The 14,095-nt window shown below is 59.3% G+C and carries 15 protein-coding genes and 1 tRNA gene; 8 read left to right on the top strand and 8 right to left on the bottom strand.

Annotation, left to right across the window (positions count from 1 at the left end; genetic code table 11):
* Nucleotides 1-98: 98 nt before the first annotated feature.
* A complete protein-coding gene (gene acs, locus DXY29_RS04790; protein WP_115023394.1) occupies nt 99-2,072 on the top strand; it encodes an acetate--CoA ligase in 1,974 nt (657 codons plus the stop codon).
* Between the two features lie 21 nt (nt 2,073-2,093).
* Here acs and DXY29_RS04785 read toward each other — a convergent pair whose 3' ends face one another.
* Nucleotides 2,094-2,819, bottom strand: coding sequence for a DUF1350 family protein (locus DXY29_RS04785; RefSeq protein ID WP_115023392.1), 726 nt, complete (start codon nt 2,817-2,819; stop codon nt 2,094-2,096).
* A 2-nt stretch (nt 2,820-2,821) separates the two neighbouring features.
* Entirely contained in the window at nt 2,822-3,277 is a 456-nt protein-coding gene (locus DXY29_RS04780; RefSeq protein ID WP_115023390.1) for a peroxiredoxin, read from the bottom strand.
* Between the two features lie 85 nt (nt 3,278-3,362).
* Here DXY29_RS04780 and DXY29_RS04775 point away from each other — a divergent pair, with 85 nt between their 5' ends.
* The 5 genes from DXY29_RS04775 (at nt 3,363) to DXY29_RS04755 (ending at nt 7,590) form a co-directional block, all read left to right on the top strand.
* On the top strand, nt 3,363-4,226 hold the full coding sequence (locus DXY29_RS04775) for a 3'-5' exonuclease (protein WP_115023389.1): 864 nt from the start codon (nt 3,363-3,365) through the stop codon (nt 4,224-4,226).
* An 80-nt stretch (nt 4,227-4,306) separates the two neighbouring features.
* Nucleotides 4,307-4,594, top strand: coding sequence for a hypothetical protein (locus DXY29_RS04770; protein WP_115023387.1), 288 nt, complete (start codon nt 4,307-4,309; stop codon nt 4,592-4,594).
* Nucleotides 4,595-4,617: 23 nt separating this feature from the next.
* Nucleotides 4,618-5,622 carry a phosphate ABC transporter substrate-binding protein PstS gene (pstS, locus tag DXY29_RS04765; RefSeq protein WP_115023385.1) on the top strand — a complete coding sequence of 335 codons (1,005 nt, stop codon included), beginning with the start codon at nt 4,618-4,620 and terminating at the stop codon, nt 5,620-5,622.
* Between the two features lie 179 nt (nt 5,623-5,801).
* On the top strand, nt 5,802-6,776 hold the full coding sequence (gene pstS / locus DXY29_RS04760; RefSeq protein ID WP_115023382.1) for a phosphate ABC transporter substrate-binding protein PstS: 975 nt from the start codon (nt 5,802-5,804) through the stop codon (nt 6,774-6,776).
* Nucleotides 6,777-6,954: 178 nt separating this feature from the next.
* The gene (locus DXY29_RS04755; protein WP_115024207.1) at nt 6,955-7,590 is read left to right on the top strand and encodes a Crp/Fnr family transcriptional regulator; all 636 of its coding nucleotides are present in this window, start codon (nt 6,955-6,957) and stop codon (nt 7,588-7,590) included.
* Nucleotides 7,591-7,668: 78 nt separating this feature from the next.
* Here the strand turns inward: DXY29_RS04755 and DXY29_RS04750 are convergent.
* The 6 genes from DXY29_RS04750 to DXY29_RS04725 form a co-directional block, all read right to left on the bottom strand.
* Nucleotides 7,669-7,742 (bottom strand) — tRNA-Pro (locus DXY29_RS04750).
* 14 nt (nt 7,743-7,756) lie between these two features.
* Entirely contained in the window at nt 7,757-8,092 is a 336-nt protein-coding gene (locus DXY29_RS04745) for a hypothetical protein (RefSeq protein WP_115023381.1), read from the bottom strand.
* Nucleotides 8,093-8,159: 67 nt separating this feature from the next.
* A complete protein-coding gene (locus DXY29_RS13350) occupies nt 8,160-8,348 on the bottom strand; it encodes a hypothetical protein (protein ID WP_115023379.1) in 189 nt (62 codons plus the stop codon).
* Nucleotides 8,349-8,408: 60 nt separating this feature from the next.
* Nucleotides 8,409-9,122, bottom strand: a complete 714-nt coding sequence (gene msrA, locus DXY29_RS04735; RefSeq protein WP_115024206.1) for a peptide-methionine (S)-S-oxide reductase MsrA — start codon at nt 9,120-9,122, stop codon at nt 8,409-8,411.
* A 490-nt stretch (nt 9,123-9,612) separates the two neighbouring features.
* Nucleotides 9,613-9,876 carry a hypothetical protein gene (locus DXY29_RS04730; RefSeq protein WP_115023378.1) on the bottom strand — a complete coding sequence of 88 codons (264 nt, stop codon included), beginning with the start codon at nt 9,874-9,876 and terminating at the stop codon, nt 9,613-9,615.
* A 68-nt stretch (nt 9,877-9,944) separates the two neighbouring features.
* Complete coding sequence (locus tag DXY29_RS04725) at nt 9,945-11,708, bottom strand: ABC transporter ATP-binding protein (RefSeq protein ID WP_115024204.1); 1,764 nt, start codon at nt 11,706-11,708, stop codon at nt 9,945-9,947.
* Between the two features lie 150 nt (nt 11,709-11,858).
* On the opposite strand from DXY29_RS04725, the gene trpD reads away from it, so the two are divergent.
* Nucleotides 11,859-12,905 (top strand): anthranilate phosphoribosyltransferase, encoded by a 1,047-nt coding sequence (gene trpD / locus DXY29_RS04720; protein WP_115023376.1) that lies wholly within the window; start codon nt 11,859-11,861, stop codon nt 12,903-12,905.
* 7 nt (nt 12,906-12,912) lie between these two features.
* A complete protein-coding gene (gene carA / locus DXY29_RS04715; RefSeq protein ID WP_170952114.1) occupies nt 12,913-14,073 on the top strand; it encodes a glutamine-hydrolyzing carbamoyl-phosphate synthase small subunit in 1,161 nt (386 codons plus the stop codon).
* The last annotated feature ends 22 nt before the right edge of the window (nt 14,074-14,095 follow it).

Here is a 14,095-nt window from a genome sequence, read left to right as displayed (position 1 = left end):
TCCATCCTCCGCTGCATCGTCCGACGGATTGATACGGGACATGGATCAAGCGGGGTCTTGCTCCTTACCCTTCGAGGAGATGCACCGCGCAGTCTGCTGTGACCGACTCCAACACCACCATCGAAAGCGTCCTGCAGGAGCAGCGGGTGTTTGAGCCGCCAGCAGACACCTCCGCCAAAGCCCGCATCGGCAGTTTGGATGCCTATCGGGCGATGGCCGATGCGGCCCAAGAGGATCCTGATGCGTTCTGGGGCGATGCCGCCCGCCGTGAACTCCACTGGTTCGAGCCCTTCCACACCGTGCTCGATTGGTCCAATCCCCCCTTCGCCCGCTGGTTTGAGGGAGGAACCACCAACCTCTCCTACAACTGCCTGGATCGACATCTCGACGGGCCAACGGCACAGAAAACAGCGCTGATTTGGGAAGGGGAGCCGGGCGATGTACGCCGGTTCACCTATCGGGAATTGCACGCTGAGGTCTGCAAAGCCGCGAACGGTCTGAAGGCCATGGGGATCGGCAAAGGCGATCTCGTGGCGCTGTACATGCCGATGGTGCCTGAGGCGGCGATCGCCATGCTGGCCTGCGCTCGTATTGGCGCACCCCATTCAGTGGTGTTCGGTGGCTTTTCGGCTGAAGCCCTCAGGGACCGTATCAATGATGGTGAAGTGAAAGCGGTGATCACCGCCGATGGCGGCTTCCGCAAGGACAAACCGGTGTCGCTTAAACCCGCGGTGGATGCAGCTCTTGCCGATGGTGCCTGCCCCTCTGTGACCGGAGTGCTCGTTGTGCAGCGCACCAAGCAGGACGTGCAGATGGTCGCCGGTCGCGATCAGTGGTGGCATGACCTGGTGGAGGGCCAGAGTGCCGACTGCGCCGCTGAGCCCATGGCCAGCGAGGATCGCCTCTTTGTTCTCTATACCTCCGGCTCCACGGGCAAACCCAAGGGTGTTGTGCACACCACCGCCGGCTACAACCTTTGGGCCCACCTCACCTTCCAGTGGATCTTCGACATCCGTGATGAGGATGTCTTCTGGTGTACCGCCGATGTGGGCTGGATCACCGGCCACAGCTACATCGTTTACGGCCCCTTATCGAACGGTGCAACGACGGTGATGTATGAAGGCGCACCGCGCCCCTCCAAGCCCGGCGCCTTCTGGGAGTTAATTCAGAAGCATGGGATCACGATCTTCTATACGGCTCCTACAGCGATCCGGTCTTTCATGAAGAACGGTCGATCCGTTCCTGATCAGTTCGACATGAGCAGCCTCCGCCTCTTGGGCACGGTCGGCGAACCGATCAATCCGGAGGCATGGATGTGGTATCGCGATGTGATCGGAGGCAATCGCTGTCCGATCGTCGACACCTGGTGGCAGACCGAAACCGGTGGAGTGATGATCAGCCCTCTGCCGGGAGCAACCCCCACCAAGCCAGGCTCCGCCACCCTGCCTCTGCCGGGTATTCAGGCCGACATCATCGACGCGGAGGGCAACAGTTGTGGTGCCGATGAAGGCGGCTATCTGGCGGTGCGTGCCCCATGGCCCGGGATGATGCGCACCGTGCACGGCAACCCCCAACGCTTCCGCGAGAGTTACTGGGAGCACATCCGTCCTGCCGATGGCTCTTATCTCTATTTCGCTGGGGATGGCGCTCGCCGGGATGCAGATGGTTACTTCTGGGTCATGGGTCGCGTCGATGACGTGATCAATGTCTCGGGCCACCGCCTCGGCACGATGGAGATCGAATCGGCACTGGTCAGTCACCCCGCTGTGGCAGAGGCGGCAGTGGTGGGACGACCCGATGACCTCAAGGGCGAAGGAATCGTCGCCTTTGTCACCCTCGAGGCTGGCCGTGACGGCGATGACGCCCTGGTGAAGGAGTTGCGGGCCCATGTCGGAACGGAAATTGGTCCGATCGCGCGGCCGGATGAGATCCGTTGCAGTGATGCCCTGCCCAAGACCCGCAGTGGCAAGATCATGCGCCGGATCTTGCGTGCCCTGGCGGCCGGTCAGGAGGTCAGTGGCGACACCAGCACCCTGGAAGACCGCTCCGTTCTGGATCGACTCAGGGCCTGATTGCCTCGGGGCCGCAGAGGCTCAGCTGCTCCAGCTGCAGATGGTTCTGCTCAACTGTCGGATGACCGCCACCCGTTTGGGGTCATCCGCCCAGTCCCCGAGAAAGCTGCGTCGCAGCCCAGCACTGGCAGGGGTGAGGTGATCCCCGGGAAGCTCAAGGGTTGAGCTGGAATCCGAAGGTCGTTGTTTCAGCGCTTGAATCAGGTCGCCACTTTGATCCAGCTCATCACGCCCGAATCGCACCACCAGATTCCGCTCCTGCTGATAGTGGCGGCCGATCAAGCGAAGCGTTTCGGCTGGACTGGGACTGAATTCAGTGTCCACCCCTAGCCGTGGCGCGAGTTCGCCGAGCAGCGGAATCGAACGGTCGGCGTTGAAGTTGTTGAAGCTCAGGGCGATCAGTGCTCTGCTGCCGCGTCCCCCATCGGGGGCCAGCAGATGAAGCTTGCAACCCAGGCTGTGGCCGAGGCGAAGTGGACTTGCCAGGGCTCCGCATCGCTCCTCCAGTTGGCGTCGCGCCGAGCGGAAGGCGCTCCAGGCATCGCGGGCCTGCCGCTGATGATCAAATCCAGGCACGTAGGCCCAGGCATGCACAGCGAGGCCATCGGCCACAAGGTCTTCCAGCAACCTCCGATAGCTCAGCTGCGGTGTCGCTGCCAGATAGCTGCCGCCGATGAATTCGATCAGCCCAGTTGGTTCGGCAGGCCGCAGCTGCCAGATCGGACCCAGCTGACGCCAGTTGACCATGCTCAGCCGCGCAGCTGATTCAGCACATGCTGTGCTTCCCGTACATGGGCCGGGCCATCAAGCAGGTTGCTGAAGGTGTGTCGGATCACCCCCTCGCCATCAACGATGTAGGTGACACGACCGGGCAAAAGGCCCAGGGCTTTAGGAACTCCCATTTCGCGTCGCAGGGCGTTGTTGCGGTCGCACAGCAACGGGAACGTCAGGTTGTGGCGGGTGGCAAAACGGCGATGGCTGACGGCGTCATCACCGCTGATGCCCCAGACCTCCGCATCGAGTGCAGCAAAGCTCTCTGTGTTGTCGCGGAAGCTGCATGCCTCGGCGGTGCATCCCGGTGTGTCGTCCTTGGGATAGAAGAACAGCACCAGCCAACGGCCCTGCACCGAAGCGGGAGTGCGAAGGTCACCGTTCTGATCCTCCAGGCTGAAGGAGGGAAGACGGTCGCCGATCCCGAGGGCCATCCGATCAAAGTGAAGAGTGTGAACCTTAGGCAGCAGGCTCCTTGCCCGGGGCGGGAGAATCAGGGGCGGGAGCAGACATCGCGCCATGCCTGAGCAGCTCAACTTTCTTGCAGGCTTTTCACAGCCCCAAGCCGCTCCAACGCCGACAGATTCTCAGGTCTCAGCTTCGGATTCACCTTCTGTGGTTCCGCCAGACGTTGTGCCCGCCGCCAATGGCGATCGGACTGAGGATTCGGTCGAGGGCTCCCCCTCCACCCTTCTGATCATTGACACCGAAACCTCAGGCTTGGATCCGCTTCAAGACAAGTGTCTTGAGGTGGGCTGCATTCTTTTCGATGTACCGAGTCGCTCGGTGCTGGCCCAGCAATCCTTCCTCCTGCCGGTTGAATCCAATGCTGCGGAGGCGATTAACCGGATTCCCGCCGCCGTCACCCGCCGCCCACAACCCTGGCAACAGGCGCTGGTGTGGTTCGAGCATCTGCTCAGCGCGGCTGATCTGCTGGTCGCTCACAACGCAGCCTTCGATCGCCAGTGGTTCGGTCTTGGTTCTGTTCCGGCCACCACCACGCCATGGCTCTGCACCATGGAGGACATTCGCTGGCCGGCTGAGCGTCAGCTGCGCTCACGGCCATCGGTGCGGGACCTTGCCTTGGCCTATGGCGTCCCGGTCTGGGCAGCTCACCGTGCCCTGAGCGATTGCATCTACATCGCAGAGGTCTTCGCGCGTTGCGATGACCTGGAGCAGCTGTTGGAGCGGGGCTTGGAACCCCGCCAATTGATGCGCGCTCGGGTGTCGTTCGATGAACGCCATCTGGCCAAAGCGGCCGGCTTCCGCTGGAACGATCCGATCAAGGGTGCTTGGACCCGTCGGTTGAGTGATCGCGAGATTGCAGCGCTGGAGTTTCCTGTCGCCCCCGTGGAGCTGGAGGCTGATCGCCTCAGCGCCTGAGACTGCGCTTTTGCTTCAGCACTCCGAAAGGCTCTGGGTGATTTTGCAGACAGTGCTGCTTGAGGCAGCACTCTGAAGACATGACGGCATTTCTGCATCCCCATCAACGCCCCATTCGCTCTCGCTTGCGCCAATGGCAGCAGGTCCGCACCTGGGCGCGCTTGATTCGTGAAGCGGAAGCGCTGTGGCATGTGGATGTGCGGGCCCTGCGACGCATGGGCGCTGATGAACTCAGTCAATTGATCGGCGAGGTTCCCGCGATCCATCGCAGACGTGTGAACCGCTGGCTGCGTTGCTACGCGGTGGCAACCCGTCTCACCGTTGTTCCGATCACCGTTTCTCCGATCACCGTTGTTCCGACGCTCTGAGATTGGATCCACGACGCGGGAGGATGGTCAAAATCACAACGAAGGTTTTGGCACATCGTTCCCTGGCTGTCTCAAGCCTGAGCGTCCTTGCTGTCGGTCTTGCCGCCTGTGGTGGCAGCTCCAGTGTGTCCAGCCTCAATGCAGCCGGAGCTTCCTTCCCCGCCAAGGTGTACCAGAGCTGGTTTGCCGATCTGGCCGGCTCCGGCGGCCTCAAGGTGAACTACCAGGCGGTGGGTTCCGGTTCCGGTCGCAAAGCCTTCATCGATGGCACCGTCGATTTCGCTGCTTCAGACGACCCGATCAAAGAGGCCGACCGCAATCAGGTGAGCCGAGGGGTGGTCCAGATCCCCATGGTGGGGGGAACCATCGCCTTCGGATACAACAAGCCGGGTTGCGAGCTTCAGCTCACCCAGCAGCAGGCAGTGGGGGTGGCCATCGGCAGCATCAGTGATTGGAAGGAGCTTGGTTGTGAAGCCGGCACGATCACCTGGGTGCATCGATCCGATGGATCCGGCACCACGAAGGCCTTCACCAATTCGATGCAGACTTTTTCACCGGATTGGACCCTCGGCAGCGGTAAATCGGTGAAGTGGCCGGTGGGCGTGGGTGCTAAGGGCAATTCCGGTGTGGCCGGGGTGATCGACAATCGGGTTGGCGCGATCGGCTACGTGAATCAGTCGTACATCAAGGGAAATGTGCAGGCTGCTGCGGTGCAGAACAAATCCGGTGAATTCCTCAAACCCTCCGTGGAAGCTGGTGCCAAAGCCCTTAACGGCATTGAGCTTGATGAGCATCTGGCTGGCAGCAATCCGAACCCTGAGGCCGCTGGTGCCTACCCCATCGCGACACTCACCTGGGTGTTGGCCTACGCCGAGGGCAATGGCGCCAAAGCTGAAGCTGTGCAGAACGTCTTCAACTACATGCTGGAAGACTCCACCCAGGAAGGCGCTGCGGCCTTGGGCTTTGTCCCTCTCCGGGGAACCATCCTCGAAAAATCTCGCAGTGCAGTGGAGGGCATTCAGCCCTGAACGCAAACCATTGATTTGCTGGATTCATGCCCCGGTTTGGACTGTCCAAACCGGGGTTTTTTGATGACTTAAAGAGCTTTTAGGGGAACCTTAACCAGCGTTAATGGGCGCATAACGACAGGTCGTCCTTGCTGCGATTAAGCCTGGATTGCAACAGCCTCGTTTCTCTTTCGGTTGTGATGCGCATCGCACAAAAAGCCCTTCTTGCCTCTTCCCTGCTTGTTCTGGGAGCAGGCATCTCCGCTTCGGCAGCTCCCAAGCTGAACGGCGCTGGTGCTTCCTTCCCTGCCAAGATCTACCAGCGTTGGTTCGCTGACCTGGCCAAGTCTGGTGGCCCTCAGGTCAACTATCAGGCTGTCGGTTCCGGTTCCGGCCGTAAAGCCTTCATCGACCAGACCGTGAACTTCGGCGCATCGGATGATCCGATGAAGAAGAAGGATATGGCCAAGGTCGGCCGTGGTGTTGTTCAGATCCCGATGGTGGGTGGCACCATCGCCTTCGGCTACAACAAGCCCGGCTGCAACCTGAAACTCACCCAGGAGCAGGCCGTCAAGGTCGCCATGGGCATGGTTAAGAACTGGAAAGAGCTGGGCTGCAAAGCCGGCACTCTCACCTGGGTGCATCGTTCTGACGGTTCCGGCACCACCAAGGCCTTCACCAACTCCATGGAGGCTTTCTCCAAGACCTGGACCCTGGGTACTGGTAAGTCCGTCAAGTGGCCTGCTGGTGTCGGCGCCAAAGGTAATTCCGGTGTTGCCGGTGTGATTCAGAACCGCGTGGGTGCCATCGGTTATGTGAATCAGTCCTACATCAAGGGCAATGTCAAGGCCGCTGCTCTCCAGAACAAGGCGGGTGAGTTCCTCAAGCCCTCCGTTGCTGCTGGCGCCCGTGCCCTGAACGGCATCAGCCTCGACAAGGATCTTGCAGGCAAGAATCCCAACCCCACCGCTAAGGGCGCTTACCCCATTGCAACGCTGACCTGGGTGTTGGCCTACAAAACCGGCAACGGCAAAAACGCCAAAGTGGTGCAGGAAGCCTTCAACTACATGTTGAGCAGCAAGGCTCAGGACAAAGCTCCTTCCCTGGGGTTTGTTCCTCTGAAGGGTGACATCCTGGCCAAATCAAAGGCCGCAGTCAAAAAGATTGGTCAGTGATCTTGGCTTGAGTCGGTTTTTTAAAAACCAAATTTCAAAGGGCCCTTCGGGGCCCTTTTTTTATGAAAATCCGCATTTTGAATCAACGTTAGAGCCTTCTTAACCAAACCTCTCCCACCTCTTTGTTGGGAATCGATGTTGTCCTCAATACAGTTTTCGTGGATTCATGGAATTCCAAATGCTTGCTACTCCGTCCTCTGATCTGTCTTCAACAGCTCTGGGCTTCAAGGCGTTTCTTGAAGGCAGCTATCAAAAAAACAATGTCGTTCATGTCACATCAGGGAGTTTGATTCCACTCCTGAAAAACAGCGTTTGGTTTGTGGTGCGCGGCATGGTGAAACTGGGTGCCGTTTCAGTTCATGGGGATGAATTGGTGCTTGGCCTTGTGGGGCCCAATGAACCCTTTGGTGCTGCTTTCACCAATGTGGAGGCCTATGACGCTGTTGCGCTGACGGATTGCGATCTGCTCTGCTGCAATCTGGCTGAAGTGGAGCAGTCACCGCAGTTGGCTCTCGCCTTGGCGAAGGCCATGACGGCCCGTTACCGCCAGGCGGAATCGATGTTGGCTCTGCTGGGCTTGCGCCGCGTTGAAGAGCGGGTCCGGGGGTTTGTCGAGCTGCTTGCTAGGGACTTTGGTGAGCCCTGTGATGATGGTTTGCGGCTGAATCTCCGCCTCACCCATCAGGAGATCGCCAGTGCACTCAGCACGACGCGGGTGACTGTCACCCGTGTGTTGGGTCAGTTACGTGATGAGGGTTGGCTTCAGATTGATGCATCCAGGCATCTCGTGATGACCCGCACTGGCCGTCACTGAACACAAAAAAGAGCCGGCATGTTTGCCGGCTCAGAGCCTGAAACGTTGGGTTTCAGGTGGGGAAAAAAACGGTTGAAATCGGAGCGGCGGGATTTGAACCCACGACCCCCACTACCCCAAAGTGGTGCGCTACCAAGCTGCGCCACGCCCCGTCAGATTTAAGTTATCACAGTGCATCCCGGCGTCTGAGTCGTCGAAGCAACCGAGTGGTGAGCTTGTCTCGACTTGCTGATCCGTAGTGATACAGACGCAGTTCTGAGGCGGCCTTACGGAGCTCGGCCAAGCTCATCGCGGCCAAACGGAGTTCCGGAAGGGTGCGCCAAGCCCTAGACCGCATGGGGAGTGCCGCAGGGCCTTTGGCTTGGCCAAGATTCAGAGTTCCATCCGCCAACCACTCAGGGATCAGCACAACAAGAACGGCAATCAAGCCGTAGAGCTCAACCAGCCCTCTGGGCAGAGGATGCAGTTGTCGCTGCTCGGATGGATCAGGCCGCGCACTCACTGCAGATCGGAGGGGTCCCTCTGCATCCACGATCGCACTAGGAGGCAACCTGCTTCTGGGCAGGTGGTCAGATTGCCAATGGTGTCACTTTGGGTTGAGGCGTCTCCCGCCAGAGAAATGGAGCTTGCTGCTCTCGGTTGAGGGAGACACTGCCGAGGATCAGGCCGAGAACCAAAATCAGCGTTACCGCTATGGCCAGGATCACCTGCCGATCAGACAAGGGCTCGGGCATGCCATTGATTGGGTTCTTGAACATCCTGGCCGAAACGACTGTTTTTTCGCAGCGTGTTTGCGGCCGTGCAGGAGCCGGATCTCCTCAGGCCAGCGCGATCGGACTGTTGTCAGATCGGAGCACGCAGTGACTGATGGACCAGTCGTACTTGTCCCAAACCTGCTTCGGGAGTTTGTAGTTGGAGCCTTCAAAGTCGCCGAGAAGCGTCTGGGTTGGCATCGCGGAGCAGTAGGGGCGGCTTCCCGGTTTGGCGAGGTATTGCTGGTGATACTCCTCGGCGAAGTAAAAGGTTTGATCCGCCAGGATTTCGGTGGTGATGGCGCCATAGCCCTTGGCGGAAAGGGCGACTTGATACGCGTCTCGGCTGGCCTGGGCCTGTTGAAGATGCAGCTGGTTGAAGGTGTAAATGGCTGATCGGTATTGGGTGCCGGTGTCGTTGCCTTGCCGATTGCCCTGGGTGGGGTCGTGGCATTCCCAGAACAGCTTCAGCAGGTCGCTGAAGTCCAGAGCGGGGCGACTCCAAACCACGCGGACCACTTCTGTGTGCCCTGTTCTGCCGGAGCAGACCTGGTTGTAGGTCGGTTGTTCCGTTTGACCGCCCGCGTAGCCCACGGCAGTGGTCACGACTCCCGGCAGCCTCCAAAACCCTTTTTCAGCTCCCCAAAAGCATCCGCACGCAAAGATCGCCTCCTCTTGGTCCGCCATCAATGGGGCATTGAGCGGTGTCCCCAGAACAGCGTGCATTGCTGGTTCAGATGCTTCAGCGCCGCCGCGGGGAGACAACCAAGAGGGCAGCATGTTGATTCTGTCGATCATCCAAGCTTAGGCAGCTGATACAACGGCGCGATGCTTCGCCACGTCAAAGATTTGTCGTGGCTGGATGACCTGATAGAGATGAAATCCCTCCGGCTCAATGGCTGGCTAGAAAGAGCTGGGTTTGAGAGAAACGAGCGGACAGTGAATTTGAATCAGGTTGCAATCAGATTTGTGTCTGCTTCGAACTGTTTATCAGATTGATGTCGTTGATCACACGTTTTTTAATCTGTTCAAAAAGTGAGGTGGAGAATGTCGCCGGACCATGGAGTCTTTGACGAATGGATGAATTTTGTTATTAGCTTGGTGGCAGATCAACGGAAGACCGTTCGGGATTGCTCACTGGAAATTGTCTTCAGTGCTCTGTTGTTGATGGCATCGAAATAGTCTGAAAATAGTGATTTATCGTCTTCTTATTGCTTGTTCAGTAGCGAAGTAGCGTCGGTGTTTGTGGATTGAATTGAGGCTTTCGCTTTCAGCTCTCTGAAGCTTTTGGTGTTTGTGGTTCCAGTTGAATATGGTTCAGAAGCGTTGTGACAAATGCAAAAAGGAGAAAAGGCAGGCTGAGAACCAGGATGAGTCCCACACCTACAAGCGCAAACACCGGGCGCGATGACCCCATCAGGGCGAGGCCAGAGGCCAAGCTCACAAAAATCACTGCCATCCAAGCCAGCACCTGCCCGTAGATGTCACCAAAGGTGAGCGTGCAGCGCACCGCGAAGGGGGATCCGCTGGTCATGGAAGAAGTTGCCGTCACCACAGCTAAGCCATGGACACGGCGATTGTCAGAAACAGCTCGGAGATTCTTCAGGAAGCCATCGCATCCAGCTGTTGCGCCGCTTGCTGACGCTCCCAAAGTCGCTTGTAGACCCCTGGTTGCTGAATCAACGCGCTGTGGTGTCCCTGCTGCACGATGCGCCCGCTCTCCATTACGAGGATGCGATCACAGGCAGCGGCTGCAGAAAGTTGATGGCTGATCATCACGATGGTCCGATCGTCCTGCGCCCGGATCGAATCGAGAATGGCTGCTGCGGTGTTGTTATCGACACTCGCCAAGGCGTCATCGAGAACCAACACCGGGGCCGACATCAGCAAGGCCCGTCCGAGCGCTGTGCGTTGACGCTGACCACCACTCAGGGTGATGCCGCGTTCCCCAACGATCGTTTCGAAGCCATCTGGAAATCCCTTGATGTCATCAGCGAGACGGGCCTGGCCTGCTGCCCGCTCAACCCGTTGATCTGTGGCTGCAGGGTCGCCATACCGGAGGTTGTCCGCCAGGGTGCTGGTGAAAAGAAAGCCCTCTTGGGGAACAATCGCCACATCACGGCGTAACTCCTGCAGGGGCATCTGGGTTACATCCACCCCATCCAGGAACAGCTTCCCGGGCTCGAGAGGAACCATGCGCCCGAAGGAGCGAGCCAGGGTGGTCTTGCCGCATCCCACCGGACCAACAACGGCGACCAACTCTCCCGGTTCGATGCAGAAACTCAGGCCGTTGAGCGTGTTGTGCTCCGCACCCTCGTATTGAACGGTCAGGTCACGGGCTTCAAAGCGACCCTTGCGTTGGTTCGTTGGATGAGGTCGATCGGTGGGTTGCTCTGGATCTTTGATCTTCGGTTCGCGTCGGAGCAACTCTTCCACCCGCTCGAGGCTGACCTGTCCGGTCTGGAAGGTGTTGAGGGTGAATCCCAGCAGTGCGGTCGGGAATACAAGTTGCTCCACATAAAGAATGAGGGCGACCAGGCCACCAATGCTCAATCGACCGGATTCGAGTTGACCGCTGCCGATGGCCAGCAGCAACAGGAGAGAGATGGACGAAATCCCCTCAAGCAGAGGGAACAAGGTGCTCCGTGTTCTCGCCAGACGAATGGCGCTATCGCGATAACGGCGGTTGCGCGTCGCGAAGGCATCCTGTTCCGAAGCCTCTTGGCCGTAGATCTTGATGGCCCCGATGCCCGACAGATCCTCCTGAATCAGATTGCTGAGCGCCGATAGTTCTTCCTGCTGAGCACGTTGTTGACGCATCATGCGCCCGCCGAACAGCCTCACCGTGCTGAGCATCACGGGGTAAAGACCGACGGCGGCCAGGGTTAGCCATGGATCGATCGCCAACATGGCGGGCAGCGTGAGCGCATAGGCCAGCAGCGTGTTGGTCAGGCTGAGAATCGCGAATCCGAGCAGGCGCCGGATGTTTTCCACATCGCTGGTGGCGCGACTGATCACCTCTCCGCTGCCCTTGCTCTGAATCCAATCGGGTTCCTGGCGAAGCATGTGCTCGAACAAGCGCTGACGCAGCTCCACTTCCACCTGCCGGCCCACGCCGAAGACGAGTTGGCGCGAGACCAGTCGAATAACCCCCATGGTGCTCGCAAGAAGCACGACCCATCCCGCCTGGCGCAGGACCCCGGCGTAACTGAATCCCTCTTGCAGCTCATCCACGACGCTGCGGACCTCCATCGGGATCGTCACCCGCAGGATGTTGACCACAACCAGTGCAATGGCTCCCAGCAGGACGGTGCGTCGATGGGGTCGCAAGTAGCGGCCGATCAAGTCGAGACGTAGGGCAGCCATGCGAGCTCGTGGGTCCCGTTGGGCCGCCAACCTAGGCATCCGTCTTGAACCGCTGGTCGTCCGCCACTCATCTGAGGGATAGTGGAGACGTCCCCATCACCTGGCCCGGAGTGCCTCGCACCCGGGTTTTTTACTGCCAGCTTCTCTTCCATGTCCTCAGACACGCGCTCTTGGTCGGTTCGCTTGGACCACCTGCTGCAGGGCAACCACCTCAGCTCCGATGAGGCCACCGCCCTGATGCATGCCTGGCTGGCCGAGGAGCTCGAGCCCGTTCAAACAGGGGCGTTCCTCGCTGGTCTGAGAGCCAAGGGAATGGTGGCCGATGAGCTTGCGGCCATGGCAGCTGTTTTGAGGGAAGCGTGTCCACTTCCCTGCGCCCGGCCCAATTTGGCGATGGTCGACACCTGCGGCACCGGTGGTGACGGTGCAGACACGTTCAATATCTCAACTGCTGTCGCCTTCACCGCCGCCGCCTGTGGAGTGAATGTGGCGAAGCACGGCAACCGCAGCGCCAGCGGCAAGGTGGGCTCAGCCGATGTTCTTGAAGGGCTCGGTCTCAACCTCAAGGCACCCTTAAACAAGGTGGTGGAGGCTCTGCCTGGAACCGGTGTCACCTTTTTGTTTGCTCCGGCCTGGCATCCAGCCTTGGTCAATCTGGCTCCATTACGACGCCGTCTGGGCGTTCGCACTGTGTTCAACCTGCTGGGTCCACTGGTCAACCCACTGCAGCCCCAGGCCCAGGTTCTTGGTGTGGCCCGTCCGGAGCTTCTCGATCCCATGGCAGGTGCCCTCCAGCAGTTGGGATTGACCCGTGCCGTTGTGGTTCACGGCGCTGGCGGTCTCGATGAGGCTTCCTTGGCTGGCCCCAACGCCTTGCGTTTGATCGAATCGGGGGGCATCAGCAGCCAGGAGGTCTGCCCTGAAGATCTGGGCCTGACGGGTGCCGGCCTCGATTTGCTACGTGGTGGTGACTGCTCGGTGAATCAGCAGATCCTGCGAGATGTTCTGCAAGGGCATGGATCGCTCGCTCAAACGGAGGTGGTTGCCTTCAACACGGCATTGGTGCTTTGGGCCGCTGGATTGCAAACCGATCTCACGGCTGCTGCTGCACAGGCCATGACGGTTCTGCGAGAGGGCAAGGCCTGGGAGAAGCTTGTCGCTCTGCGGGATGCCCTGTCCGATGGAGATGGAGAATGAGTGACTGATGCCCTTCGGCGGCCCTCCGATGCCCGACTCCCCATCAGACAAGGCCTATCTCGTCCTTGCCGATGGCACGGTTCTGACCGGTGTCGGCTTTGGCCATCGCGGTACAACCATCGGTGAAGTGGTGTTCAACACCGGGATGACCGGATATCAGGAGGTGCTGACGGATCCCTCCTATGCCGGACAACTGGTGAGCTTCACCTATCCCGAACTCGGCAATACCGGGGTGAATGCCGACGATCAGGAAGCCGATCGTCCCCACGCCCTTGGTGTGATCGCACGCCAGCTGGCGCCGTCGCCCAGCAACTGGCGTTGTGAACAGACTCTCGATACCTGGATGCAGAGCCATCAACTGGTGGGTATCAGCGGTGTAGACACCCGTGCGCTGGTGCGTCATCTGCGCGAGGCCGGTGCCATGAATGGTGTGATCAGCAGTGACGGCCAGACACCTGCGCAGTTGTTTGAGCTCTTGAAGCAGGCGCCTTCGATGGAAGGACTGAACCTGGCAGATCGCGTCACCACCCGTGAGCCCTACCAGTGGAATCAACCCTGCAGTGTTGGCTTCGATCAGCGCCTGCAGCGTCGAAGCGACGCCCCCTTCCGCGTCGTCGCGGTTGATTTTGGAATTAAACGAGCCATTCTCGATCGCCTGGTCGCCCATGGCTGTGACGTCACTGTTCTCCCTGCAGACACCGATCTGGCCACGGTTCGTTCCCATCGCCCGGATGGTGTCTTTCTCTCCAACGGTCCTGGAGACCCTGCGGCGGTGAGCTATGGGATTGCCCTGGCCAAGACTCTCTTGGAGGAGGCCGATCTACCGCTGTTTGGGATCTGTTTGGGCCATCAGATTCTCGGCCTGGCACTCGGCGGCAAGACCTTCAAGCTGTCCTATGGCCATCGTGGTTTGAATCATCCCTGTGGCACCACGGGGCAGGTTGAAATCACCAGTCAGAACCACGGGTTTGCCCTCTCTGCCGAATCTCTGGATACCGACGCCATTGATGTCACCCATTTCAATCTGAACGACCGCACCGTGGCGGCCATTGCTCACCGTCACAAGCCCGTTTTTGGTGTGCAATACCACCCGGAAGCCAGTCCTGGACCGCATGACGCGGATCATCATTTCGCCCGCTTTGTGACGCTCATGGCCGATCGCCGTTGATGAGGTGGTTGCCCAGGCTCAG

The sequence above is a fragment of the Synechococcus sp. UW69 genome, assembly GCF_900474185.1.
Lineage (GTDB): Bacteria > Cyanobacteriota > Cyanobacteriia > PCC-6307 > Cyanobiaceae > Parasynechococcus.
Note: the sequence above shows the minus strand (reverse complement) of the source record. Positions and strands in the feature narration are given on the sequence as shown.